At 57.3% G+C, this 25,173-nt stretch carries 23 protein-coding genes and 2 pseudogenes; 10 read left to right on the top strand and 15 right to left on the bottom strand.

The features are described 5' to 3' along the window. Nucleotides 1–26 precede the first annotated feature (26 nt). Both purS and purQ read left to right on the top strand, forming a co-directional pair. Entirely contained in the window at nt 27–275 is a 249-nt protein-coding gene (gene purS, locus AC0V6O_RS11045; protein ID WP_472639323.1) for a phosphoribosylformylglycinamidine synthase subunit PurS, read from the top strand. Continuing rightward, nucleotides 275–946, top strand: a complete 672-nt coding sequence (gene purQ, locus AC0V6O_RS11050; protein ID WP_486143991.1) for a phosphoribosylformylglycinamidine synthase subunit PurQ — start codon at nt 275–277, stop codon at nt 944–946. The genes purS and purQ overlap by 1 nt, the downstream gene beginning before the upstream one ends. Nucleotides 947–966: 20 nt before the next feature. Here purQ and AC0V6O_RS11055 read toward each other — a convergent pair whose 3' ends face one another. The 4 genes from AC0V6O_RS11055 to AC0V6O_RS11070 all read right to left on the bottom strand — a co-directional run bounded on the left by AC0V6O_RS11055 (nt 967) and on the right by AC0V6O_RS11070 (nt 6,751). Then, entirely contained in the window at nt 967–3,330 is a 2,364-nt protein-coding gene (locus tag AC0V6O_RS11055) for a putative bifunctional diguanylate cyclase/phosphodiesterase (RefSeq protein ID WP_472639325.1), read from the bottom strand. Between the two features lie 105 nt (nt 3,331–3,435). After that, entirely contained in the window at nt 3,436–3,828 is a 393-nt protein-coding gene (locus tag AC0V6O_RS11060; protein WP_486143994.1) for a GFA family protein, read from the bottom strand. After that, nucleotides 3,828–5,663 carry a glutamine--fructose-6-phosphate transaminase (isomerizing) gene (gene glmS, locus AC0V6O_RS11065; RefSeq protein ID WP_486143996.1) on the bottom strand — a complete coding sequence of 612 codons (1,836 nt, stop codon included), beginning with the start codon at nt 5,661–5,663 and terminating at the stop codon, nt 3,828–3,830. The genes AC0V6O_RS11060 and glmS overlap by 1 nt, the downstream gene beginning before the upstream one ends. A gap of 179 nt (nt 5,664–5,842) precedes the next feature. Then, complete coding sequence (locus AC0V6O_RS11070) at nt 5,843–6,751, bottom strand: DMT family transporter (RefSeq protein ID WP_486143998.1); 909 nt, start codon at nt 6,749–6,751, stop codon at nt 5,843–5,845. 200 nt (nt 6,752–6,951) lie between these two features. Between AC0V6O_RS11070 and AC0V6O_RS11075 the strand changes: the two genes are divergently transcribed. The 3 genes from AC0V6O_RS11075 to AC0V6O_RS11085 all read left to right on the top strand — a co-directional run bounded on the left by AC0V6O_RS11075 (nt 6,952) and on the right by AC0V6O_RS11085 (nt 9,501). Continuing rightward, nucleotides 6,952–8,178 carry a glycosyltransferase family 2 protein gene (locus AC0V6O_RS11075; protein ID WP_486144000.1) on the top strand — a complete coding sequence of 409 codons (1,227 nt, stop codon included), beginning with the start codon at nt 6,952–6,954 and terminating at the stop codon, nt 8,176–8,178. Between the two features lie 109 nt (nt 8,179–8,287). Beyond that, nucleotides 8,288–9,112, top strand: a complete 825-nt coding sequence (locus tag AC0V6O_RS11080; protein WP_486144002.1) for a glycosyltransferase family protein — start codon at nt 8,288–8,290, stop codon at nt 9,110–9,112. After that, entirely contained in the window at nt 9,109–9,501 is a 393-nt protein-coding gene (locus AC0V6O_RS11085) for a GtrA family protein (protein WP_486144004.1), read from the top strand. Before AC0V6O_RS11080 ends, AC0V6O_RS11085 begins: the two co-directional genes overlap by 4 nt. Nucleotides 9,502–9,522: 21 nt before the next feature. Here the strand turns inward: AC0V6O_RS11085 and AC0V6O_RS11090 are convergent, their stop codons facing one another. The 3 genes from AC0V6O_RS11090 to AC0V6O_RS11100 all read right to left on the bottom strand — a co-directional run bounded on the left by AC0V6O_RS11090 (nt 9,523) and on the right by AC0V6O_RS11100 (nt 13,108). After that, nucleotides 9,523–10,467 carry a class I SAM-dependent methyltransferase gene (locus tag AC0V6O_RS11090; RefSeq protein ID WP_486144006.1) on the bottom strand — a complete coding sequence of 315 codons (945 nt, stop codon included), beginning with the start codon at nt 10,465–10,467 and terminating at the stop codon, nt 9,523–9,525. Further along, nucleotides 10,464–11,246 (bottom strand): class I SAM-dependent methyltransferase, encoded by a 783-nt coding sequence (locus AC0V6O_RS11095; RefSeq protein WP_486144008.1) that lies wholly within the window; start codon nt 11,244–11,246, stop codon nt 10,464–10,466. The genes AC0V6O_RS11090 and AC0V6O_RS11095 overlap by 4 nt, the downstream gene beginning before the upstream one ends. A 173-nt stretch (nt 11,247–11,419) precedes the next feature. Then, nucleotides 11,420–13,108: a hypothetical protein gene (locus AC0V6O_RS11100; protein ID WP_486144010.1), complete on the bottom strand. Its 1,689-nt coding sequence runs from the start codon at nt 13,106–13,108 to the stop codon at nt 11,420–11,422. A gap of 253 nt (nt 13,109–13,361) precedes the next feature. On the opposite strand from AC0V6O_RS11100, the gene AC0V6O_RS11105 reads away from it, so the two are divergent. The 3 genes from AC0V6O_RS11105 (at nt 13,362) to AC0V6O_RS11115 (ending at nt 17,420) form a co-directional block, all read left to right on the top strand. Continuing rightward, a complete protein-coding gene (locus AC0V6O_RS11105) occupies nt 13,362–14,681 on the top strand; it encodes an O-antigen ligase family protein (RefSeq protein ID WP_486144012.1) in 1,320 nt (439 codons plus the stop codon). Continuing rightward, complete coding sequence (locus tag AC0V6O_RS11110) at nt 14,674–15,765, top strand: phosphatase PAP2 family protein (protein WP_486144014.1); 1,092 nt, start codon at nt 14,674–14,676, stop codon at nt 15,763–15,765. The genes AC0V6O_RS11105 and AC0V6O_RS11110 overlap by 8 nt, the downstream gene beginning before the upstream one ends. Before the next feature lie 128 nt (nt 15,766–15,893). Beyond that, nucleotides 15,894–17,420, top strand: coding sequence for a TadA family conjugal transfer-associated ATPase (locus tag AC0V6O_RS11115; protein WP_472639337.1), 1,527 nt, complete (start codon nt 15,894–15,896; stop codon nt 17,418–17,420). Here the strand turns inward: AC0V6O_RS11115 and AC0V6O_RS11120 are convergent. Next, nucleotides 17,417–18,037 (bottom strand): hypothetical protein, encoded by a 621-nt coding sequence (locus AC0V6O_RS11120; RefSeq protein ID WP_486144016.1) that lies wholly within the window; start codon nt 18,035–18,037, stop codon nt 17,417–17,419. The two genes, AC0V6O_RS11115 and AC0V6O_RS11120, sit on opposite strands and share 4 nt — an antisense overlap. An 18-nt stretch (nt 18,038–18,055) precedes the next feature. Next, nucleotides 18,056–18,298, bottom strand: coding sequence for a hypothetical protein (locus AC0V6O_RS11125; RefSeq protein WP_486144018.1), 243 nt, complete (start codon nt 18,296–18,298; stop codon nt 18,056–18,058). A gap of 112 nt (nt 18,299–18,410) precedes the next feature. On the opposite strand from AC0V6O_RS11125, the gene AC0V6O_RS11130 reads away from it, so the two are divergent. Together AC0V6O_RS11130 and AC0V6O_RS11135 are read left to right on the top strand one after the other, a co-directional pair. Next, entirely contained in the window at nt 18,411–19,292 is an 882-nt protein-coding gene (locus tag AC0V6O_RS11130) for a DMT family transporter (RefSeq protein ID WP_486144020.1), read from the top strand. Nucleotides 19,293–19,325: 33 nt separating this feature from the next. Beyond that, nucleotides 19,326–19,457, top strand: a complete 132-nt coding sequence (locus AC0V6O_RS11135; protein ID WP_472639339.1) for an entericidin A/B family lipoprotein — start codon at nt 19,326–19,328, stop codon at nt 19,455–19,457. A gap of 29 nt (nt 19,458–19,486) precedes the next feature. Here AC0V6O_RS11135 and AC0V6O_RS11140 read toward each other — a convergent pair whose 3' ends face one another. The 6 genes and pseudogenes from AC0V6O_RS11140 to AC0V6O_RS11165 all read right to left on the bottom strand — a co-directional run bounded on the left by AC0V6O_RS11140 (nt 19,487) and on the right by AC0V6O_RS11165 (nt 25,114). Beyond that, nucleotides 19,487–20,083 (bottom strand): DUF938 domain-containing protein, encoded by a 597-nt coding sequence (locus AC0V6O_RS11140; RefSeq protein ID WP_486144022.1) that lies wholly within the window; start codon nt 20,081–20,083, stop codon nt 19,487–19,489. A 3-nt stretch (nt 20,084–20,086) separates the two neighbouring features. Then, a complete protein-coding gene (locus tag AC0V6O_RS11145; protein ID WP_486144024.1) occupies nt 20,087–21,637 on the bottom strand; it encodes a long-chain-fatty-acid--CoA ligase in 1,551 nt (516 codons plus the stop codon). A gap of 89 nt (nt 21,638–21,726) precedes the next feature. Then, a complete protein-coding gene (locus AC0V6O_RS11150) occupies nt 21,727–22,176 on the bottom strand; it encodes an ABA4-like family protein (RefSeq protein ID WP_486144026.1) in 450 nt (149 codons plus the stop codon). 48 nt (nt 22,177–22,224) lie between these two features. Then, entirely contained in the window at nt 22,225–22,929 is a 705-nt protein-coding gene (locus AC0V6O_RS11155; RefSeq protein ID WP_486144028.1) for an NAD(P)H-binding protein, read from the bottom strand. Between the two features lie 8 nt (nt 22,930–22,937). Next, nucleotides 22,938–24,111 (bottom strand): annotated as a pseudogene (locus AC0V6O_RS11160) (deoxyguanosinetriphosphate triphosphohydrolase). A 285-nt stretch (nt 24,112–24,396) separates the two neighbouring features. After that, nucleotides 24,397–25,114 (bottom strand): annotated as a pseudogene (locus tag AC0V6O_RS11165) (aspartate/glutamate racemase family protein). Nucleotides 25,115–25,173 lie beyond the last annotated feature (59 nt).

A 25,173-nucleotide genomic window follows, 5' to 3' on the forward strand; every position in this document is an offset into this window, starting at 1 on the left:
CACGCGCGTAATCAGGTGAGCCGCCCATGAAAGTCCGTATTCTCGTCCGCCTCAAACCCGGAGTGCTCGACCCACAGGGCCGCGCCGTGCACCATTCATTGGATGGCATGGGCTTTGAAGGTGTCGAAGATGTCCGCATTGGCCGGATGATCGAAATGGATGTGGCCGACGGCACCAGCGACGAAGCACTCAATTCGATGTGTGAAAAACTGCTCGCCAATATGGTGATCGAGAACTTCACGATTGAGAAGCTGGAAACAGCAGGAGCGGCCTGATGGGTTTCCGCGCTGCTGTGATCACTTTCCCCGGTTCCAACTGCGACCGGGATATGGCCTGCGCTTTGGAACTCGTATCGGGCACCGCACCGATCCGGGTGTGGCACGGCGATGCAGAGCTGCCTGACAATCTCGACTTTATCGCCCTGCCCGGCGGGTTTTCCTATGGCGACTATCTGCGCTCTGGCGCGATGGCCGCGAACAGCCCGATCATGCGCAGTGTGATTGCCGCGGCGACGCGCGGCGTGCCCGTACTGGGCGTGTGCAACGGCTTTCAGGTGCTGACCGAGAGCGGCCTCTTGCCCGGCGCATTGATGCGCAACGCCAGCCAGAATTTCATCTGTCGCACCGTGCCGCTGATCGCGGAGAACACGCAGTCCACTTTTACCCGCGCCTATGCTGGCAAAGGCACTGTCCACATTCCCGTGGCGCATCACGATGGCAATTACTTCGCTGATGAAGAAACGCTCGACCGGATCGAAGGCGATGGCCGGGTCGCGTTTCGCTATACAGAACCCTGCAATGGCTCACGCCGCGATATCGCTGGTGTCCTCAGCGCAGGCGGCAATGTACTGGGCATGATGCCGCACCCAGAGCGCGCGGTTGAAGACGCCCAAGGCGGCACCGATGGTCGTTTTCTTTTTGAAAGCGCTATCGCCGCGCTCATTTAGAGTCAGGCACCTAAAACCGCTTAGGCGATCTGGCGCTCGCCGCTGCCACCGCTTGCATCGAACAGGCGCAGCGCCTCGTGCTTCGGCATTGGGCGGCCAAAGTAAAACCCTTGGATCTTGTCACAGCCCATCTCGCGGATGAGCTTCGCTTCCTCAATGGTCTCAACGCCTTCCGCCGTCGTCGTCATATCAAGGCTTTTCGCCATCGCCACCACGGCATTGATGATCGCCAGGCTTTCGGAGCTGTTTTGCGCCGCACCTTGCACAAAGGTGCGGTCGACCTTGATGGTGGAGAAGCTGAGCTTGCGGATGTATCCCAGCGATGAGTAGCCCGTGCCAAAGTCATCGAGCGCAACGCTGCAGCCCAACGCCATGATTTGCTCCAGAGCCTTGCGAGCAATCGAGGCATCACGCAGGAAGATGCTCTCGGTCACCTCGACCTCGAGCCGGTCTGCGTGCAGCCCCGTCTCGGCAAGAACCGCGACAACATCCTCATAGAAGTCCGGCTCCAGCAATTGCTCAGGCGATACGTTCACATTGACCCGCACATGCTTGGGCCAATTGCACGCCTCACGGCATGCCTCGCGCAGGACCCATTTGCCTATCGGCACGATCAGGCGTGTTTCCTCAGCCAGTGGGATGAACTTACCCGGGCTGACAAACCCATGATCGGCGCTGTCCCAGCGAACCAGAGCCTCAAAACTGACGATGTTCTCGCTGTTGGCATCGACGACCGGCTGATAGTGCAGCACCATCTCATCACGGTCGAGCGCTTTGCGCAGGCTTACCTCAAGCTGGCGGCGTTCTTCGGCAGAGGCATGGAGCACAGGCTCAAAGTCAAAGTGCTCGCCGCCGCCGGCGTCTTTCGCGCGGTAGAGCGCAAGGTCGGCGTTGCGCATCAATTCTTCGACCGACTTTCCGTCGCGCGGGCCCACTGCTGACCCAACGCTGGCGCCGACATAGAGCGTGTGCTGATCGACCTGATACGGTTCTGTCAGCGCCTCAATCACGCGGTTGGCTGTTGTGCGAATAATTTCACGATCGCTGACATCGCGCAGCACAATCGCAAATTCATCGCCGCCCAAACGGCCGCACATCTGATCTTGACCCATTAGGGCCTGCAGACGCGCGGACACCTGGGCCAGCAGCTTGTCACCAACCATATGGCCGAGCGAATCGTTCACCGACTTAAACCGGTCGAGATCCACCATCAGCAGCGCGCAGCGTGTGCGCCATTGTTCAGCAAAGACCAGCGCATCGCCCAGCGCCTCGGTCAACTGTAAGCGGTTGGGCAAAGAGGTGAGCGTGTCATAGCGCGCCAGGTAAGCAATTTTCTCAGACGAAGCGCGCGCCTCAGTCACATCGGAGCCAACCCCGCGGAAACCAACGAAGCGGTTCTGATCGTCGCGCATTGGCGTGCCAGACAGCTCCCACCAGCGCTTCTCACCCCGGATCGTGACATGAACCAGAAGGTTGGAGAAGTTCTCGCAATGCTTCAGCCGCTCTGCCAAATCATGCAGGCTGGTAGGAAACTTGCCGCTTTCCCAACTGTCACCAGCGATCAATTCGAGCAATGGGCGGCGCTCCGCCTCCGACTGCGGACAGCCAAGTGCATAGGCGAAACGCGGGCTAACACCGCGCAGACGCCGTGCGGTATCGACCTCCCACAACCAATCGGCCTCGTTTTCCTCAAACTCGCGCAGCAACAAGGAGACGACCTGCTCTTTTTCAGCAACGCTGCTTTCCGCGATCCGTGCAGTCAGATAGGTGCGCGCCACCTCGATCGTGCCAAACAGGCAGCTAATGCCGTAAAACGCGCCTGCCAGCGCAACCGTCCACAGCTCTTGCAGCGCCAGATGCGTGACCGCTGCCACGCCGACCGTCAGTGTAAAGACGAAGATCCCGAGCGGAGCTGCAGCGTAAAAATAGATTGAGGCCGCCGCCAATGTCGCCAGCACCACGAGTAGCGTCATCAGGTCTGGCAGCGAACCATATGGCGCAAACACCAGGACCGGCACCGCCCACAGCACCCCAGAGAGCAGCGGCGTCAGAGCCTGTCCGTAAAATTCCTTGCGCGACAGCTTGCGGTGTTCAGCATCGGCCAGCGTGCGGTCAAACCGCACACCGCGGATCTGGAGCAGCACCAATGCGACCAGCCAAAACGCCAGCCACACAAGGCTGATGCTGCTCGAGTAAATATGGACCGTGAACAGACCCATAATCGCATGAATGTAAGTTCTGAAGAAGGTTAGCGCCGACAATCCCGAATATTGCAGGCCGCGAAGCCGCGCCCAATCATTATCGCCTGCACCGGTTAATCCCAGCACAGCGAGCATAGACAACCGGCGATTGGCAGGCTGCGGAGGGACATCATCTTCAATCACACCCCCGCGGCTATCCAGCAAAGGTTAGTATGACGTAAATTACTCGCCAGCTCAGGGAGAATTGCGGCCTGACGAGCCGGATGCGCTATGAACTGCAAACGCTTGTTACAGCTTACTTCGGTCCCAATTTCGGCCATCAAAATCACGAATTTCGGGTGTTAATTCGCTGCTATCGTCAAGGCAGGCAAGATGCACGCTCCACGCCTCGGGATGAGAGCGAGGTTGATAGAAGCTCTTCGTACCGCAAATCTTGCAAAACAAATGCTCTGCTTCACCGGAACCAAAGCGGTATGAGGTGAGCGCTTCTTTGCCTGATAAAAGAGTGAACCGGCCATGTGGGATGAACAGGTGGAGATAGCCGGACACCGCGCAGATCGAGCAATTGCAGCGCAGCATTTTGGGCGCGCGCTCGGATTGCACCCGGAAGCGGACGGCACGGCAATGACAGCCGCCCTCGACGGTTACGAGGTCTTGGCCATCACCAGCGCCCGCCGCCATCACTCAACCGTCACGGATTTGGCCAAATTGCGAGGTTGATCAACGTCAGTCCCCTTCACCACGGCGACGTGATAGGCCAGCAATTGCACCGGAATGGCGTACACCAACGGCGCGATCAGCGGGTGAACAACCGGCATTTCGATCGTGGCGATGCAGCCCTCGCCCGCCTGCGCCAGGCCCTCCGCATCAGAGATCAGCACCACTTGCCCGCCGCGTGCGCGCACTTCCTCCATATTGGAGACCGTCTTTTCAAACAGCGGGCCGGATGGGGCAATCACCACCACCGGAACGTCTTTGTCGATGAGCGCGATTGGGCCGTGCTTCATCTCGCCCGAGGCATAGCCTTCAGCATGAATATAGCTGATTTCTTTGAGTTTTAGCGCACCCTCTAGAGCAAGCGGATAATCCTGCCCGCGCCCCAGATAAAGCACATCGCGTGCTGGCGCGATCAAATGCGCCATGCTGGCAATGTCTTGGTCATGATCCAGCGCCTCATTGAGCGCTGCGGGAGCCTCCAGCAGATGGGTTACCACCTCGGCCTCTTCCTCGCGGCTCATCAGGCCCTTCTTCACCGCCATATGCGCGGCCAGCGCGGCCAATACAGCGAGCTGACAGGTGAAGGCCTTGGTCGAGGCAACCCCGATTTCCGGCCCGGCATGACTGGGCAGCAGCAGGTCCGCCTCACGCGCCATTGAGCTGGTCGGTACGTTGACGACGACGCCAATAGTCTGTCCCTCGGCCTTGCAATGGCGCAGAGCCGCGAGCGTATCGGCGGTCTCCCCGCTTTGCGAGATAAACAGCGCCAGGCCACCTTCCTCCAGCACCGGATTGCGATAGCGAAATTCGCTGGCCACATCGATATCGACCGGCACGCGGGCAAATTGCTCAAACCAATATTTCGCGACCATACCGGCGTAAAAAGAGGTGCCGCAGGCGACGATGGTCAGGCGCTTAATCTTCGAAATGTCGAAATCAAGCTGAGGCAGAGCCACGGTGTTGTCCGCCTGGCGCAGGTAAGAGCTGAGCGTTTGCGCCACCACGGTTGGCTGCTCAAAAATCTCTTTCTGCATGAAGTGGTGGAAATTGCCCTTTTCAACCGCCGCCGCCGTCGCGCCGGACGCTTGAATATCGCGGGTAACGGGCTTATTCTCTACGTTATAGACCTGCGCACTGTCGCGCTTAATCACCACCCAGTCGCCCTCTTCGAGATAGGCGATCCGCTGCGTCAGCGGGGCCAGCGCAAGCGCATCTGACCCCAGATACATTTCTGCATCATCACCCTCTGGCCCGTAACCGACCACCAGCGGAGAACCGAGGCGTGCGCCGATCAACATGTCTGGGTGCTGGCGGAATGTCATCGCCAGTGCAAAGGCTCCGCGCAGACGCGGTAAGGCATCTTTGACGGCGTCCTCTGGCGAAAGGCCCGCTTCAATCCGCGAGGAAACCAGATGCGCGACGACTTCACTGTCAGTTTCGCTTTCGAACACACGGCCTTCACCTGCAAGTTCAGCGCGCAATTCCTTGAAATTCTCGATGATGCCATTGTGCACGATTGCCACCTCGGCGGTGGCATGGGGGTGTGCATTGCTGGCGGTTGGGGCACCATGTGTGGCCCAGCGAGTGTGTGCAATGCCGACATTGCCGGGTGCGGGATCGCCGTTCAAAACTCCTACGAGATTGGCGAGCTTGCCTTCGGCGCGGCGGCGCACCAACTGGCCATCATCGATGGTGCAGACACCGGAGCTGTCATAGCCGCGATATTCCATGCGTTTGAGGCCATCGACCAACCGGTCAGCGACCGGCTCATTCCCAACAATTCCGATGATTCCGCACATAATCTTGTCTCTTACCCCTGCTGGCGCGCCCGGCCCACATCGCGCGCTCTACCGGGCGCAGGAACTAGGCGGCAGTGGATGAATATCGTCTTGCCAAAAGCATTGATGCATCTGGCCGGTATCTGCTGCTTGCCTCGCTCCTGTAACGGGTCATGGCTCAGCTTCAAGAGCCTGTCTGCTCAGTGCGGCCGTTTGGCTGGTTGCTCGGGCGCGCTTTGGCTGTCCCGCCACAGGAACAATCCAGCCGCGATTATCATCCCTGCACCGCCCAATGTTAAGAGATCAGGCACATCGCCGAACCACCACCAGCCCAGCACAATGGCGACCAGCATCTGGACATAGATAGCCGGGGCCACTTGCGACGCGCCTGCTTTCGATGTGCCAATATAGGCGAGCCAATGGGCGGCGCTGGCGGTTATGGCCACAATAGTGCAGCGCAAGGCAACATCCCAGCTGGGCCAGCCGAAATCGAACTCTGGAATGCCAGAGAATTTTGCTCCGATCGCCGCCAGGATCAGGATCGGGGATGCAAGGCCAGCCACGAACACTTGCATGGACAAGGCGCTGCCCTGCCCGGCGCTGGCGCGATTAGCGACCATCATCAGGGCAAAGAATGTCGCCGATACCAGAGGCAACAAAGCGCCAAGCCCAAGCTCGGCCAGATTGGGCCGCAAGATCATCACCACACCGGCAAATGCAATCACCGAGACGGCCCATGCAGCAGGACGAATTTTCTCTCCTAGAATCAGACCCCCCAGAACCTGAGTGAGCACCGGCGCGAGAAAACCGATCGCCATCGCCTCGGCCAAGGGCATGATGTAAATCGCCGAAAAGAAACACAGGCTCGCCAAGGCCAGACAGAGCCCGCGCGCCGCCTGAAGCCAGGGTTTTTGCGGCACGAATGCACTCGCCCCCTCGCTGCGCCACAGCAGAACCGACAGGCCCAATGCCCCGATGGAAAAGCGCAAGGCCGCGACCGCAACAGCGGGCCATTCATCCGCCATGCTTTTGATCACAGCATCGCCAATCGACAAAATGACAAAGCCCGTCGCCGCATAGGCCAGTCCAGCTCTTTGATCGTGCTGCATTGCCCAGAGGCCTCACTCATCCAACAAAGCCGCCGCGCTAGGCCCTTATTGCCAGAATGGAAAGGCGATTGTCGTTTGGTAAGGGGCCGCAAAATACAGCCGCACTTGGCGCGCACCATCCCTGCGACAAATACTCAGCTCTTGATCAATCATTAACCATTATTCGCCATGCCCAACCCAAGGAATTATCGGGGGCACCAATGGACCTTACACAGTCCAAATATTCAGCATTTGTCGAAGGCCGCGAGCTTGATCCGGACGTGACGATTGTCATGCCGTGTTTGAACGAGACCGAAAGCCTGGAACATTGCATTGCAAATGCACTGGATGCACTGGCCCGGATGCAGTCCGAACTGGGCCTGTCTGGCGAGATCGTTATTGCCGACAATGGCTCCACCGACGGCAGCCAGAAAATGGCCACAGAATTGGGCGCGCGCGTCGTCGATGTTGAAGACCGCGGTTATGGTGCGGCGCTGATCGGTGGATGCCGGGCGGCGCTTGGTCGCTATATCGTCATGGGCGACTGCGATGGCAGCTATAACTTTACCGAAGGCGTGGCGATGGTTGCCAAGCTCGAGGAAGGCTATGACCTGTGCATGGGCAACCGCTTCAAGGGCGGGATCGAACCCGGCGCGATGCCTTGGAAAAACAAACATATCGGCAATCCCGGCCTCACCGGCGTGCTCAACATCCTGTTCCGTTCAGGGATCGGAGATGCGCATTGCGGGCTGAGGGCCATCCGCAAGGAAACCTTTGAGCAGCTCAAGCTGAGCGGTTCTGGCATGGAATTCGCCAGCGAAATGGTGATCAAGGCGGCGCTGCTAAAAGTGCGCATGACCGAAATCCCCGCGACGCTTTCTGCCGATCTGCGCGACCGTGCGCCGCACCTGCGCCCGCTGCGCGATGGCTGGCGGCATTTGCGCTATCTCTTCATGCTCAGCCCGACTTGGGTGTTTGGCCTGCCAGCGCTCGCTGCATTGATGCTCGCCAGCATCATCTTCGGCTCGGGCCTTGCGCATTATACTGGCCTGATTTCCGGCCCGTCTTTCTTCGGCGTCAGCTGGAGCATCGTTGGCGGTTTCCTCGCCACAACCGGTCACTTTGCTTTGATCATGGCGCTCGCGGCACACTTTCACGGGGTCAGCAAGGGGTATCGCCTGCTGCGTCCTGTGCTCAAGAAAAACGCCAGTTGGTTGACGCTGGAAACCATGCTGATCACCGGCATCGCGCTGGTTCTGCTCGGCATTGGCGGCCTCACGGCGGTCGGTATTGATTGGAGCCAAGGCGGATTTGCCGCGCTCGACAATCCGCTGCCATTGATCCTGTCTGCAACGATTGGCGCGCTAGGCTTGCAAAACATCTTTGGCGGGTTCCTGCTATCAGTGATTGCTGGCAACGACAGCCAGCTCGCGCCTAAGGAAGGGTGATCCCCCGTGGCTAAGCCGTGGCTGACAGTCGTGATGCCTGTGCATCGCGGCGGCGACTGGCTGGACGCGGCCTTGACCAGCATACCGGCGGCTGACGAAGCAGACTCTATTGCCGTTATCATTCGCGATTCTGACCCCAGAGGGGCCGTGCGAGGCGCCGATCGCCCACCACCGTGATCGCTTGGACATAAACTACGAATATTGGCCTGATATGCCGAGCTGGCCCGGCAAGACCAATGCCGGGGTCGAAGCTGCGCAAAGCGAGCACGTGTGCACCTTGCATCAGGATGATATCTGGCTGCCTGGACGAGCTGAGCTCATTAGAAGCATGATCGCCGAGCATCCGGACGCCGCGCTTTACCTGACCGGCGCACAGATCATTGATGGCCGCGGTGAGACGCTCGGCCAATGGCAGCCGCCCTTCCCGCGCGGTGAGCAAGACCGGAGCACCTACCTCGACCGTCTGCTGGTCCAAAACTCCATCGCCATGCCCAGCCCGGTGTGGCGCCGCGATGCCTATCTGGCCGCTGGCGGGATGGACGATAGCTTGTGGTACGCGACCGACTGGGACCTGTGGCTGAAGCTCGCCGACCAGGGGCCAGTCGTCTTTGAACCGCAAGCAAGCGCCGCATTCCGCATTCACGCCAATTCGCTGACCATGACCGGAAACAAGGTCGAGATGGAACGCGAACTGGAGCAAATTCTCACGCGCTATGCCTCGGCAGACCGCGAGCTAGAGCCGCTCAGCCGAGCCTCGGTTAGCATCAACACTGCGCTGGCTCAGGCCTCTACAGGCGAAGGCAGTGCGTTGTGGCCCGCGGCAAAGGCACTGGCCAAGCTAGGCCCACTGGGCGCTGCGCGTTACCTGCACTACTCAAGATTGATCGAGCGCATTTTACCGCGCCTCAGACTGCGCCTGAAAGGAGCGATGTGAGCGTTCAGTTGCCCTTTCTACGGACCATTTCGCGCTACACAATCGTCGGATTGGTGTGTGTTGCGCTGAACAATGTGATTCTGATCGGCGGTGAAGCGATCGGCATTCACTATGCAATCGCGACGGTCATCTGCTTCTTTTTTGTGGGCGGCCTCGCCTATGCAACGCATGCCGATTACACCTTCGAGGCTGGTCGCTCATGGCTTGGCTATGGCCGGTTCCTCGGCACGCAAACCTTAGGCCTGGTGCTGACGCTGGCGATCCTGTTCGTGCTGAGCGATGGATTGGGACTATCGATCTGGATCGCAGCGCCTACCGTTACGATCATCATGTTCATCTATCAGTTTCTGGCGACACGCTGGGCCGTTGGCGCGCGCCAAGGGCAATAAGTACCCGGTCAAGGGTTCTGCTCAATCAGGCTTTCGCGCGATGATCCGAAGCGCCGATGGCTCCCCGGTCAGCACCTCACCAATCCATTGCAGCGGCTGAAGCGCGGCCGATAATCCCACAAAGATCAGGCTGTTGGGCTGGCCCAATAGCCGAGCGACCGAACGCCCCATCACTGGCACGTGATTGGCATGCTCTGATTGCACCGTCATCCCGGCCTGCTCTAACAGTGCGCGCAAAGAGCCGCGCGTGAAATGCAGGCGGTGATAGGGCAAATACCAATTGTCCCAAAAGCGGCCAAACACCTTGCGCCAGCCGCAATTGGCATTTGGCACTTCGATCACCAAAGTGCCTCCAGGTTTCAGCATTTCGAGCAACCTTGCCAGGAATGCCTGCGGATTATCATCATGCTCCACGGCGTGAAAGCACGTCACCAAGTCAGCCGATCCGGCCAGACGCTCTTTTTGCTCAAATGGCACGTAGGTCACATTTTCAAGCAGCTCTGGCGGGTCTTCAAAGAAATCGAGCGCATGCACCTGCGATCCTGCTGGTGCGGCGGCAGCAATAGCGTTTGTATAAAGGCCGCTGCCGCAACCGAAATCGGCGATCACACCGCCGCCAAAACGGGCTTGGGCCATCAATTTCTTGGTCTGGCGTAGGAATGCAGTCTTCTTAATGAATGTCGCAACTGCGCCGTCTTTGCCCTGATAATCCTGGCTCTCGCGTCCCTCATACAAGACGCCGACATTCGGCATTGCGGGCCGCGATACGCCATGCCCACATCGCCCGCAGCGGAAAACGCTGCAATCATTGTAAGGGCCTGGCACATCGGGCTCGGTCACTTCTGGAAAGGCTGAGAAGCGGCATTCCCCCGGCGTGCCGGATGGACACTGCGCATAGGGGCTAAGCCCCGTGTCGTGCGGCGTCATCTCATCCATGGAACAATCAGAACTCAGCGAAGCGCTCATTTGTCGAGCGGCTTTTCCCAGCACGCAACGAAGGTAGAAAACGGCATCTTGCCGGGCAGCATATGGTAGAGCCGCTCCATCACCATCAGTGCCGGGGCGATGAACTTCTTGGCGCCGTTTGGCACCCGCAAAACCCAATTTTGCAGCAACAAGAAGTAAGCCGGACCGCCAACATATCTGAGACTGGTCGGAACCAGTGAACCAGCATGCTCTTTCGCCAATTTTGGATGCGACAAAGCATGTTCATTTTCGGCATCGAAATGGTCAGTGTCGAGCTTGTACCAAAGCTTGCGGATTGGCTCGAGAATGAAGTCCGAATTTGGCTCTGTCATAATCAGCTTACCGCCCGGATTGAGCATGCGCGAAATATTGGCAAAGGCCGTTGGCAAATCCGCAACCAGATGGTGGATCCCGCCCATAACCAATACTGCATCATAGGTCTCTTCCGGCTCAATTGGCTTGGTCAGATCCCAAACATAGCACGGGCGGTCATGGCGCGCGGTGAAATCGCGGGTCGCCGATTCTGAAATATCACAACCGGAAATTTCCAAACCTGAGTGGTGATCCCTCATCCAACCGGATGCTGAACCCACTCCGCTGGCCAGCTCCATCAGCGAACTTGCGCTTTCCAGCTCTGCCAGGATCGGATTGTAGATGAATTCTTCTTTGTACGCCTCAGCGTACTTATCCGTGGTGGCCTCTGAATAACGATCATGGATCGCCTCGAAGAGTTCCTTTTGACGGGCGACTTCGGCCTCGTTCAAATTTGTCGCATTCATTTCGAGGCACCTTCCCTGAAACCCGTAAAACAGCCGCTTAAGAAGGAAATCTCAAGATCGAAGCCGAGTAACGCGCGCTCAATTGAGGTCCTTGGTTGAACCCATTGGCGCGCCCGCCTGCAAAATGACCCTCTGTAGCCCACCCGATGTGACGATTTATGGCTAAGAAAGCGTTAATTTACCTCGCTGCACGGATCTTTTGGTAACAGCTCATTAGTCCGCACTGGCCCACGCAAATTCACGCTCTGTGTTTCCTCAGGCCCAACAACAGACACCGTGCCCCGCTCGCATAGTAATGCGATTTGATCGTCGCTGAGCTTGCTGCGGGCAAACACCAATGGCGTGTTGGACAGATCAGCGCGGTTGCGCGCCTCATCAACCGCCAAGGGCACGCTGACATTATCGACGATAACGAAATCGGTTGCCTGGTCCGTGATGATCGCATGCAGCTCCGCATGCGGTTTTACGAAATTGTATGCCGACCACAGCGAGGCCGGAAGCATTATGAAAGCCGTGATCGCGCCAAGAACTACAACCGCACCATCAGCCCCTTTGCGATCCTGTTTCGCAATCTCTCGGTAGCCATAACCTGCCAGCAAAGCCGCACTGCCCAACAGCCCGTGTAGATAGCGATAGCCCCATCCGTGCCCCTGATATGGCAGCAGCACCGCCATCGCGAGGATGGTAAGGATAATGCCACCAAACAGCGCCAGCACGATGGGCGTCTCAGCGGGGTCTCTGCGCCGCGCCAATACCCACGCACAGCCCATCAGCGGCAGCACAAACACAGCGTTCCAGGTCAGCGTGCGAAGCAGGTTAAACACCATCAACGCGAAGCCATGCGGGTGGCCATTCACTATCAATGGCAGAATTCGCTCCGACACGAAATCAGCCAACCCGCCAGATCCAGCCGGCCCCGCGCCTGGGTCAATCCCAGCCCAACTCATGACAATCGCGCCCCAGCTGATCCACAGCAGTGCGCCCGCCGCATAGACTGCACCGTAGCCGAGGAACATGAGCCATTGCCTACGCCATGCGAGCAACAGAATAAACGGCCCCGCAAACAGAGGATGAAACACAAATTGGTGAAGGCCCATGGCCGCAACGCCTACCAGCATAGCCAGCCCATGGCTCCACCAGCGATCCCTCAGGAACAGCGCCAACCAGACGAGATTGAGCGCCAGATGAGCGGTCATTGCATAGGCTGTCATAGCAGTGACAAACACTTGCGCCGAAAGCAGGTAAGCGGCCAGCACCACCCAGATGGCACTTGGCATCTCTAGCAGCAAATGACGCGCGCAGAAATAGAGTGCGCAGCAGCCAATCGCCGCCAAGATCGGACCCGTGAGCGCTGGATCTGCGATCAAGCTAACCCCGCCCCTGATCGCGGCATTTACAGGCAGATAGCTCGACACCATCAGCGATTGATCAGGGGTTTGGAGCAGAAATGAAGCGGCAAAACTGTCCGCAAATCCCGCCCATTGCTCAGGCAAAGGTTCAGCCAGCAATCCCTTGGCAAAAATCCCGCTGTCGAACACGGCCATATGCTCGTCGCGGGATACGGGATAGTTGAACATCACCGCATAGGTCCCTGCCCACAGCAGCGCCGAAATAAGCCCCGCGATAATGCATACCTTCAGCAGTGAGGGCTGATTATCAGGCAGCGTGAAACGCGGCTTCACAACCAGCACAGCGCCCCAACCGATCAGAATGGCCAGCGCCGCAAAGACATCGTGGCTCACAAAGTAATAACGCGACAGGCTGTAGAAACTTTGGATGGACGCAAAGCCGACCATCACCACCAGGACAATCGCCGATACCAGTAAGGGTTTTCTGAAACTGCCTGAGCCGCTTAGTGTCATGCCTCATGCTTTAGACATTCAGTCAGACAAACCAAACCCCCATTGCCTCGTCTATACCGCCAAAGTGATGGCGTCATGACTAGTCATGCACACTCACATCTTCGAAGCGTATTGGGCCTGGAAAATGATACGAGAAAACCGCTCAAACCTGGGTTTCTTTGGCATCCAAAATCACTCTGAGCAATCGGTAGGGTTGAAGGAAAATTAACCATTATTGGCCATGAACTGTACGCTTCGCGAAGAAGGGCTGATAATGGATCTAAATGAGGGAAAAGGCGGCGCAACTGCGCCCGCTGTTGCGCAGTCAGAACCGCGCAGCGCTGCGCCCGCGATGCCGCCTCATTTAGCCGCTAGGCTTGCTTGCCTTGCGTTGCTGCTCGCTGCGCCTGTCTTCGCGCTGACCACATGGCAGGTAGACTACGGCTTTTTGATCAGACGACATTTTTCAGTTCCGATCATAGTGATCCAGCTGATTGTAATCGGACTGGCAATCTCTTCGGGCAGTCGGCCCTTCTTCAGTCTGAATGAGCTTCCAAAGCTTGCAAAAGTGTCCATTGCAGTCTTTTCCATCACAACGCTGGCGGCGACATCTCTCGCTGAAGCTGTACCTTCGTTTGCTGTTGTCGGCTTTGCCACAACATGCGTGCATCTTATCTTTCTTGCGGCAATCTGCGAGCGGCTTGGGGGCGATTGGTCGGAAGCGCGAGGCACTATTCTTTGGTCAGTGGCGCTTGGCGCAGCGTTGTATTTCATACTTGTTCTCGGCCTAACGCTAGGCCAGCAGAACAATCCGAATTTCAACTGGGTGCAAGTCAGTCCAGGCATTTCCAACATTCGGCAACTCGGATTTTATGGTCTGACGGCGGCAGGACTTGGAGCGGGATTGATAGCAACATCACGCACGCGCGGCGAAGCTGCTATGGCATTTCTTATCACGACTGTTGGCGCATGGTGTGTTTTCACAAGCGGAGGGCGTGCTGCGACCGGTGGGTTGCTCGCAGCTCTATGCATAGCGGTAATCTTTGTAAGAAACCGCAATCGAGTCATCCTACTGGGAAGACTTGTCCTTAGTTTCGCAATGGCAGCAATTGCATCACTGCTGTTCGTTCCTGACTTCCGGTGGGGCATTAGCGCAATTGTGTCACGGCTTGATCCAATAGCGACGTCGCTCTCAGGCTACAGCTCTGGCCGTCTAGAAATGTGGATCGAAACTGCTGAGGCAGTTTGGCAAAGGCCCTTAGTTGGCCATGGCCAAAGTCAATATCGTTACATCATGGAAAGCTCTTTAGGGATCTGGAACCACCCCCACAATTCCGTTCTACAGTCGCTTTTCGACTGGGGCCTAATCGGCACTGGCGCTTTGACTGTGCTGATCGGCCTCGCTTTAAAACAGGTCAGTCCTGCATTGCGATTCGATCAGGCACTAGCGCTGCCAGCGCTATGCACGCTGGCGGGCTTGCTCACTTTGTCGCTGTTCGAGGGCTCTTTGTACCATGTCTATCCGACAATGACAATTATGCTGTGCCTTGCTGTAATTCTCACATCCTCACCAAGAGATATCTCCAATGTCTGAAGCAATTGCCACATCCAGCTATCGCGCTTTCGATCGATTTCTACCAGTATTCTCGCAGGTTGGTCGGACCGAATTTGCCGTTTCTGGCCTTGTTTTTACAATCGTTTCTATTGTTTCGATTGTCATCACTAGCCTTGGACTTGAAACTTACGTGCTTTGGTCAGGGATGTTCAATATTCGATTCCTTTACATGATCATGTTCTTAGCCTTGATCGCTGAAATAGCATGGTTGTTGATCCGCCATCGTCCCGATAGTCCCACTGCGTTCTTAATGCATGGAGAACCAGCCCGCCGCACGTATCGCCGAATTCTACCAACCGCGATCTTGGTTGGTTCCATAGGATTCTTCATGCCAGCTTTCAGCAGGATGAAGAGCTCAATCCCACTGCTTACTGATTACACCTGGGATGATACATTTATTGCTTGGGATAAAGCGATCCATGGGACCGACCCTTGGCGCCTCCTACAACCTTTCTTGGGGTATCCCGAGGTTTCTGCAGCGCTGGGTCACTTGTATCATCTTTGGTTTGGGCTGATTTATGTCGGGCCGCTGTGCTTTGCGCTTTACGTCACTGATAAACAGCTGCGGCTGCGCTTTTTCCTCGGCTATTTCCTCACCTGGACGATCGTCGGCATGATCGGCGCGATTTCGCTTGCTTCGGTCGGTCCGGTATTCCTGGAGCCGCTGCTCGGTGATGATCACTTTGCGGAACAAATGGCCTATCTGCATGCCGCCAATGCCGTGCAGACAATCCCGGTTATCGAGGTCCAGCAATTGTTGCTCGATTGGTATAAGAGCGGCGATTACGGACTTGGCCGCGGGATCACCGCCATGCCATCCATGCACGTTGCACTAACGTCTCTATACGTATTCGCCACCTGGAAGATCGATAAGCGCCTGTGGGCTGCCTTCGGCATTTTCTGGCTTTTGATTATGCTCGGCTCCGTCCATCTTGCCTATCACTATGCGGTCGATGGCTATGTTGCCTTGGTCATGGTCGCCGTGATTTGGGCCGCGACAAAGCCGGTGGCCAACTTCATTTTGAATATCGGGAAATCCCCTGAGGCCAGCGCTGCAACATAGATCATTTTTTGCATCGCCAACCTTAGGGAAAAAATAAGGTTTCCAGACTATTCACCATTTTGAGAGAGGCAGTCTTCGTTATCTTACGTTGATCTGCAGTGTATGTTTTTGAGCCTAGGGGGCTTGCGATGAGCGCATTCGGTAAAAAAGGTGGCGCAGGCGGAGGGGGAGCCGGTGGGCGTCCCGCGTTTGGAGTTGCCCGGCCGATGAAAACGGGCGGAAGCGCGGATCAAGGTGGTGAGCAATTCCCACCTCTGCCCGACGAAGAGCCTGAGAAAAAGGAAGAGCCAAAGGCTGCTCCTGTAAGTTCTGGCAATGCCACCGAAGATGCAATGAACCGGCTCGCAGAGCGGGCCGCAAGCATCAACGATGGTCCAGGCGAAGCTGGCGGTTTTGAAGCCAGCGTTCACAAAATCAAAGAACAAGTGCTTCCGCGCCTGCTGGAACGTGTCGACCCAGAAGCGGCCGCGACGCTTTCCAAAGAAGAGCTGTCGGAAGAATTCCGCCCTATTATCATGGAAGTGTTGGCCGAACTTAAGGTCACACTGAACCGCCGCGAGCAATTCGCGCTGGAAAAAGTTCTGATCGACGAGCTGCTCGGCTTCGGCCCGCTCGAAGAGCTGCTGAACGATCCAGACGTGTCTGATATCATGGTCAACGGCCCTGATCAGACCTATATTGAAAAAGGCGGTAAGCTGACCATTGCACCGATCCGGTTCCGCGATGAACAGCACCTATTCCAGATTGCTCAGCGCATCGTGAACCAGGTTGGCCGCCGCGTCGACCAAACCACGCCGCTGGCCGATGCTCGCTTGAAAGATGGCTCACGTGTTAACGTGATCGTGCCGCCTTTGAGCCTCAAAGGCACCGCAATCTCCATTCGTAAGTTCTCCGAGAAGCCAATCACCTTGGACATGCTCAAGGACTTCGGTTCGATGGATGAGAAGATGTGTACGGCGTTGAAAATCGCTGGTGCATGCCGGATGAACATCGTGATCTCTGGCGGTACGGGTTCGGGTAAAACCACCATGCTCAACGCCCTGTCGAAAATGATCGATCCGGGCGAACGCGTGCTGACCATCGAGGATGCCGCCGAGCTTCGCTTGCAGCAGCCGCACTGGCTCCCGCTGGAAACACGTCCGCCTAACCTTGAAGGTCAAGGCGCGATTACCATCGGTGACCTTGTTAAGAACGCCCTGCGTATGCGTCCAGACCGCATTATCCTGGGTGAGATTCGTGGCGCGGAATGTTTCGACCTTCTCGCCGCCATGAACACCGGCCACGATGGCTCTATGTGTACGCTTCACGCCAACTCACCGCGTGAGTGCCTGGGCCGTATGGAAAACATGATCCTGATGGGCGACATCAAGATCCCGAAACAAGCGATCTCCACCCAGATCGCCGAATCGGTCGACCTTATCGTTCAGGTAAAACGTCTGCGTGATGGTTCACGCCGCACCACCGACATCACGGAGGTTATCGGGATGGAAGGCGATGTGATCGTGACCCAGAACCTGTTCAAGTTCGAGTATCTCGACGAGAGCGAAGACGGTAAGATCCTGGGCGAATTCCGCGCCTCTGGCCTGCGTCCTTATACTCTGGAGAAGGCTCGCCAATACGGGTTTGACCAGGCCTATTTGGAAGCGTGTCTTTAGGTTTCTGGAGTAGTGAAACGCACTACGATAAGAACCACAAATGCACTCAAAACCAATGCAGCGATGACTTGAAGAATGGACATCAAGTCAGTTTTATGAATTGCGGAGTTTGAACGATCTTGCGGAAATAGGTCCAGTTTTGAAATATCCATTGGCTCTCCAGAAAGCCAAGAATTAACCAAATCGACGTTTCGCTTGGTGCCCATCAACACGTATGGGTGCCCACATATCTCCTCCGGCACATAGTAAATTGCGTGTGATGAGCCTTCTGCTCTGCCTTCGAATTCCTCAAGGATCATGATCAATGAGTGATTTAGCCAGGCTCCATCTCCGCGATCGTCGTAACCAAATCCAGGCCCTTCCGCATCCGCCCTTATGACGCCATCGACGCTACCCGATAGCATCTCATCTACAGCTATCAGCAAATGTCGAGTGCTATGGAAACGCTGCTTCCCACTGTATTTCAATTCCAAAACCCGTCCGACGATCATCGTGTCGGCATTTTTGAAAGCAGAGTGGTCTAGATCTGAGGGCACGGCACAAGCCTGAGCGGATACAGCTAGGGCAAAGAAACCAGCATAAAGGGCAAACAACTTCTTGAGTAATTGGATCATCATTCCGCCAATCTAGAATCACTAATTTCCCAACACAACCGGCAGCGACAGCGTCAGCAGTCCCATGCCCATAATCGCAGACAGCACAAACACGGTCGTCCACGGCACCCAGCCCACTCTTTCGAGCTGATCGATTGGACGCTCCTTGCTGCGCCGCCGGTCCATCCACGATGCGAAGCCGGCAAACACCATCAATGCCCCGCCGATAAGCGCGAGGATCAGCGCATCGCTGGCAAACAGCAGATCGTGTACAAACTCCATCATAGCGGGCGCGGCTATAGCCGCGGTGCGCTTCATGGCAATGCTACGCTTGTGAAACGCGGCGATCCGCTTACACGCGAGACCTATGGATGGTTCGATTGCCCGCCCTCGCCCGATGCTTGCTCTTGGAGTGCGCTTGCTAGCAGCAGCAGCGCTGGCAACCATGGCGATGCTGGTGAAGCTGGCCAGTGAAAAAGGCGTGCATCTGGCGGAGCTGATATTTTGGCGTCAGGCGCTGACCTTTATCGCGGTGGCCGCCATTCTATGGGCGACTAGGCGACTTACACAGACCAAGACCAAACGAATGGGCGCCCATATCCGCCGCGCTATTGCCGGGCTTACTGGCATGTTCTGCGTTTATGGCGCGGTAACATTATTGCCGCTGGCAGAAGCGACCGCGATCAGCTTCACCACACCGTTTTTCGCGGTGATGATGTCCGTGATCCTGTTTGGTGAGACAGTGGGCAAATATCGCTGGGGCGCGGTGATCCTGGGCTTTGCCGGAGTGCTGGTGATCGTTCAGCCCGGCGCATCGGGCATGATCGACCCGATTGGTGCGGCTGTGGGTTTGGTCGCGGCCTTGCTCGTCGCCTTGATTTCGTTCCAGATTCAAGACCTCAACAAGAGTGAAAACCCCTGGACGATTGTGTTCTGGTTCACCGCCATCACAGCCCCATTCATGGCGCTGTTTATGCCATTTGTCATCGCACCGCATGACGGCGAAACCTGGGCCATCATCTTTGCCATGGCGGCGGCGGGAGCGCTCGGACAGATCCTGCTCACCACATCGCTGCGCTTCGGCTCTGCGGCGGTGATCATAGTGATGGACTACACCTCGCTCCTGTGGGCGACGCTATATGGCACGCTGATCTTTGCGAGTGCGCCCTCAGCCAATTTGTGGCTCGGCGCTCCGCTTATCATTACTGCGGGGCTGCTCATCGCATATCGCGAACGAAAGCTGGCAAGTGGCAAGACAGGTTCATCTGCCGCGAGCTAGTGAGACGACGAAACCACACGAAAGGCAGACATAATGGTCCGCAAAACTTTGATTGCCGCTGCGATGGCCGCGCTCACACTCACCTCCGCCGCCTGCAACACCGTGAAAGGCTTGGGTGAGGACATCCAATCCGTCGGCCAGGCAGGCGAAGACGCCATCGATTGATTGGGTGATTGATGGTACGAGGCTGAGCCTCAACCTCTTCGATAAATCAACATCAGATTGTTCGCGGGCATTTCATAACGGCCTGACCGCGCAAATCCGTTATCGCTGGCGGCCTTATCAACATTAGAGACTTCGCGAATCCCCCACTCCGGATTGCGCTCGCGAAGGCTCGCATCAAACGCCAGATTTGACGGGGATGGCTCCCTATCCGATTCGAAATACGGTCCGTAGAGGATCAGTGGTGCGCCCTCGCCCAGAATGTGCGCAGCGCCTGCAAACAGCCCAAGTGTGGCCGCCCAAGGGCTGATGTGGACCATATTGATGCACAGCATCGCATCCGCAATCTCAACCGGCCAATCCGCAGGCGCGCTGGCATCGAGATGCATCGGCATGCGCAGGTTTTCGCCCTCATATTCCGATCCATAGGCGGCGATCGATTCCAAAGCCTCTGGCGAAGGATCGCTGGGTTGCCAGATCAGCTGCGGAAACGCCTCGGCGAAATGGACCGCATGTTCGCCGCTGCCACTGGCCACCTCCACCACCGTTCCTGCCGAGGGCAGTTCGCGAGCAAGCACATCGGCAATCGCCTCTCGATTGCGCAAGGTCGCGGGCGCATGCTTCTTCACCGGTCAGTTGACCTGCCGGTCTTGCCCCTCCCAATAAGGCGCGCGCAAATGACGGCGCAGGATCTTGCCAGTCGGATTGCGCGGCATCACCTCAATTACATCAATGCTCTTGGGCACTTTGAAACCGGCCAACTGCTCGCGCGCATAGGCGATCACATCATCGGGATCGACTGTCTGTCCCGGCTTGGGAACGATGCAGGCCTTCACCGCCTCGCCCCATTTGTCATCCGGCACGCCGATCACTGCGACCTCGCCAACGGCAGGGTGGCCGTAAATCGCGCTTTCAACCTGCGCAGGATAGACATTTTCCCCGCCAGAGATGATCATGTCTTTGATGCGGTCCTGAATGTAGATGTAGCCATCATCATCCATAATCGCGGCATCGCCGGTATAGAGCCAGCCATCGCGGATCGTCTTTTCAGTCGCATCTGGCAGGTTCCAATAACCGAGCATGTTTGACGGCGATTTGACGACGATCTCGCCAATTGTGCCACGCGGCACTTCATTGCTGTTCTCGTCAAAAATGCGAATTTCCGTGCCAGGCATGGCGCACCCGACGGAGCGCATACGGTCGTTGCCTTCAATCGAGTGATCCTCTGGCCTCAGCATGGTCACCGTGCCGGATGTTTCCGTCATGCCGAACACTTGCAGGAAACCAGCCTGCGGCATGGTGCGCACCGCCTCTTTTAGCAGCTCGAGCGGCATCGGCGCGGCACCATACATAATGTATTTGACGCCGCTGAAATCGGTGTCTTTCGCATGCGGATGCTGGATCACCATTTGCAGGGCGGCAGGCACAATAAAAGCCTGCGTGGCACCCGCAGAAATCCCTTTCAAGAACTCGCCGGGGTCAAATTCCTCTTGGATGATCGCCCGGATACCATTGGCGATTGACGCGATCACGATACCTGTGCCGCCGATATGAGCGCATGGCATTGCAACCAGCATGCAATCACTCGGACCAGGGCTGTTCCATGGGTCGCCCGCTTCTTTGGAGGCGTTGCGCAAGGCAACCAGCGCGGCATTGCTCAGCTCGGCTCCCTTGGGATTGCCGGTCGTGCCACTGGTGTACAGCTGAAGCACCGCATCATCGGGCCCAGATGGTGTGAAATTGGCAGGAGCGGCCGCCTCAATCGCGGCGTACATCTCAGGCTCTTCGATAATTTTCACTGTCGCAGCGATTTCTGGCGCGAGCTTCGCAACAACGTCGGAAAAGCCAGTGCCTGTGATCATCAGCTTCGCGCCGGTGTCTTTCAGAATATAGGCGACCTCTGGCGGGGCAAGCCGCCAGCCAATCGGCGCCATCACTGCGCCCATGCGCGCCGCAGCCAGAAACATCGCGTAATAGATCGTACGGTTTTTACCCAGCCACGCGATCCGATCTCCCTTCCTGATGCCGTTCGCTTCAAAGACGGTTATCATCTGGCGGGTCAGGTCATCCAACTCTGCAAATGTTACCGTTTCGCCGTCCTGTTCAAAGGCAATTCTGTCTGGGCGTTCGCCGGCCCAATGGGATAAGAATGCATCAAAGGTGCAATGCGCCTGTGCGGTCACCAATCTCTCTCCGATTTATCTGTTTTGTTTATCGTGCAGTTTAGGCACGGCTGCACAGATTTGCCAAGCAGATTGCGAATGGGTGGGGATCAGCTCCAACGGCCATTGGCGCGCGCTGTCGGCTCTCGCACGATCAGCCAGATCAGCAGACCCAGCGGCCCCGCCATCAAAGTCGCGAATAGGATCGGCACTTGGACAATGCGGGAAATGCTCTTTGCATCGGCATCGCGGGCAATCCAAAGGCCGACAAACAGGTCAAAGGCGAGATAATGCGTCCAGCCAATCGTCACGCCCGCATCGCTGGCAAAGATCGCGCGCACGCCCTCAATGGTGTTGAAATTCGCGCCCGCACCGCTTTCATTCGGCACCAATCCGGTCAGCACCCCGATCAGCGACGCGCCGTAGACGAGGCACAATATCCCAACGCCAACATACATCACAGCGGCCAGGATTGCTGGGCTACGCGGCAGGAAAGCGAGCGCGATCCAAGCGACAATGGCCAGCAGGTTCACCGCACCAAAAACTGCATTCCAATCCATCGCCAATGCTCCCTTAAACCCGCGCGGGCCAGATCAGTCTTGCTCGGCCTACTGCTCCAGCCGCTCCAGACGCTGGCGCCATTCGCGCGCAGCCCGTTTCATCGCGTCATTATCATGAATGAACCGCCCGGCGGCCTTGCGCATCGCCAGACCAAGGGCCGCCTCTGACACCACTCGCGCATCAATGGAGCGATAGGACGCCCATTTCCCGCCCAGCATCGGATCGAGCACGGGACTGGCGATCATCGCCAGCTTCTCCCCGACCCTCAGATCATTGGTGCGCGGTCCGCGCAGCAGACCGGGACGCAGAATATCGAGCCGCTTAAAGCCAACTTTGGATAGCGCCGCCTCAGTCTCGCCTTTGACTTTGAGATAGAAGGTTTTGGAGCGCCAATCGGCCCCTGCTGAGCTGACCATCACCATATTGGGAATGCCAGCCTCAACCGCCGCCTCTGCGGTGGCGAGCACCAAGTCATGATCGACCTTGCGAAACGCCTCTTCATCGCGGCCTGACTTCTTCCAGGTGGTACCCAAGGAACAGATCAGAGTTCGCGGCTTGATCGTTTCAAACACCTCGCCCCATTTGTCCGGCGTGGCGACATACATTTCCATGCGGGCGCCATCGGGCAAAGGAGCCTCGCGCCGCGAGACGCCAATGATGCGAACGTCATCGACATCATTGCTGGTCTCAATCACGCGCCGACCAATCAGGCCGGTCGCACCGACAAGGGCAATGCGGCACAGGTCAGACATTGGCCACCTCAAACATTAGAAAGCCCCTGCGGCGCTTCGCCATAGATTTTGGTGCAGGCCTCCATCGCAAAGCGGTCGCTCATCCCGGCGATGAAATCTGCTATAGTGCGGGCGCGCTGCGGATCGTCTTTGGGCAGCCGCGCCTGCCATTCTGCTGGCATCAGGCGGTGATCCTGAGAATAGGCCGCGAACAAGCGCGCCACCACATCGCGCGCGCGGCCTGCGGCGGCAACTTGTTCCGGGTGGTAATAGAGCTTGTCGTACATGAAGGTCTTTAGCGATCGTTCCTGAGCAGCGAAACCGGGAGAGAATCCAGCCAGCTGAGTTCCAGCAGTACGCACCTCGTTCACCGAGGCCATGCCGGCGATATTGGCGCGCGTGTGCTCTAACACATCATTGACCATCAGGCCGATTTGATCGCGCACCAGTTCGCGCAATTGCCGCTCTCGCGGGGCATTGGGAAAGCGTTTTTCGACCGCACGCCACTGATGTTCGAGGAAATCCAATTCCAGCAGGTCATCAAGGCCCAAAAACCCGGCGCGCAGGCCATCATCAATGTCGTGATTGTCATAGGCGATGTCGTCGGCAACCGCCGCAATCTGCGCCTCCAATGATGGCCACGCGCCCAGATCAAATGGGAATGCCGCGTCGAGCTCTGCCAAGGCCCAATTGGGCGCCTCGACCGGGCCGTTGTGCTTAGCCAGCCCCTCCAGCAGATCCCATGTCAGATTGAGCCCATCATAATCGGGATAGGGCGATTCCAGTGCGCATCAGTGTGCGCATCGATTGCGCATTGTGGCAAAACCCGCCGTGCCGCTGCATCGCCTCTGACAGCGCCGCCTCACCGGCATGGCCAAAGGGCGGATGACCCATATCATGCGCCAGACACAGCGCCTCGGTCAGATCCTCGTCCAAGCCAAGCGCGCGAGCCAAAACGCGGCCAATCTGCGCCACTTCAAGGCTGTGGGTGAGCCGCGTGCGATAATGATCGCCCTCTGGCGCGATAAAGACCTGAGTTTTGGATTTAAGCCTGCGAAAGCTCATCGAATGGATGATCCGGTCGCGGTCGCGCTGAAACTCGCTGCGCGGCCCCCTCACCTCAGCGCGCACCGAGCCAGAGCGATTGTCAAATTCGCGGCCGCGCGGTGCGGCGGGGTCAGCGGCGTAAGGGGCGCGTGTCATATCGATCCCCGTGCGCTTAAGTCAGCGCACCGTTCACCACAACCTGAACAGAGAGCGAACGCATTCATAAAGATAGATATTCGCCAGACATATTAGGGTCAGGACCCACTAAGCTCGTGGGGCCGCTCGTTGTTTCAACTGAGCAGCCCCTCAGCCTGTCGGTTAGCGACCCGATGGCTCGGACGGCAGCGCGTCATCGACAGTGGTAAGAACTTACATCGATGTGAATAGTGCGCGACTTGTAAGAACGCGACAAATCGTGGGTGAGGCGGGGTCGGCTGCCGCTTATCCCGGTAAATCCGCGCCAAGCAGCCAGTTCGCCGCCGCTTCGCAGTGAATTCGCGTCGAGATCGAACACTGGCAAGATGTTAGCGTCGGCATCCACGACCAGGTTCATCTCAGTGCAGGCCAAAACAATCGCTTTAGCGCCCTCTTGCTCTTTATTCGTGATGATGGTGCGGATGGAACGCTCGGCATCGCGGGTCGCCTTGCCGACCATCAATTGTTCATAAATGATCCGGTCGAGCAACTCTACATTGTCCATATTCGGCGGAAGCAGATCGACCCCATGCGCGACCAGCCGTTTGCGATAAAAGCTCTCGGTCATCACATTGCGCGTGCCGATCAGCGCCGCATTCTTGCAACCAGCCGCTTGCATCGCCGCACCAACCGTCTCTGCAATATGCAGGATCGGAATGCCCACCGTGCTCGCAACATCTTCATATAGCTTATGCATGGAATTCGCGCAGATGATCAGCGCCCCGGCACCCGCGCCCTCCAATCGCTTTGCACTTTCAGACAGCACGCCTGCTGCGCGTTTCCAATCGGCCTCTTCGCGCAGGCCATATAGCTCGCAAAAGTCGAGGCTTTCGATCAGCAGCGGCGCGCTCGCCATAGGGCGGCCATGCTTTTGCCCGTCCTTTTGGATGATGCGATTGATGCGGTCATAATACATGGCGGTCGAAACCCAGCTCATGCCGCCAATCAGGCCCAATTTACGCAATCAATATCTCCGAATCCGAATAGAGCCCCGTTGCCGCCGTTCTTAGCGAGCGGCATCGC

This window comes from Erythrobacter sp. JB2-19 (assembly GCF_057365005.1).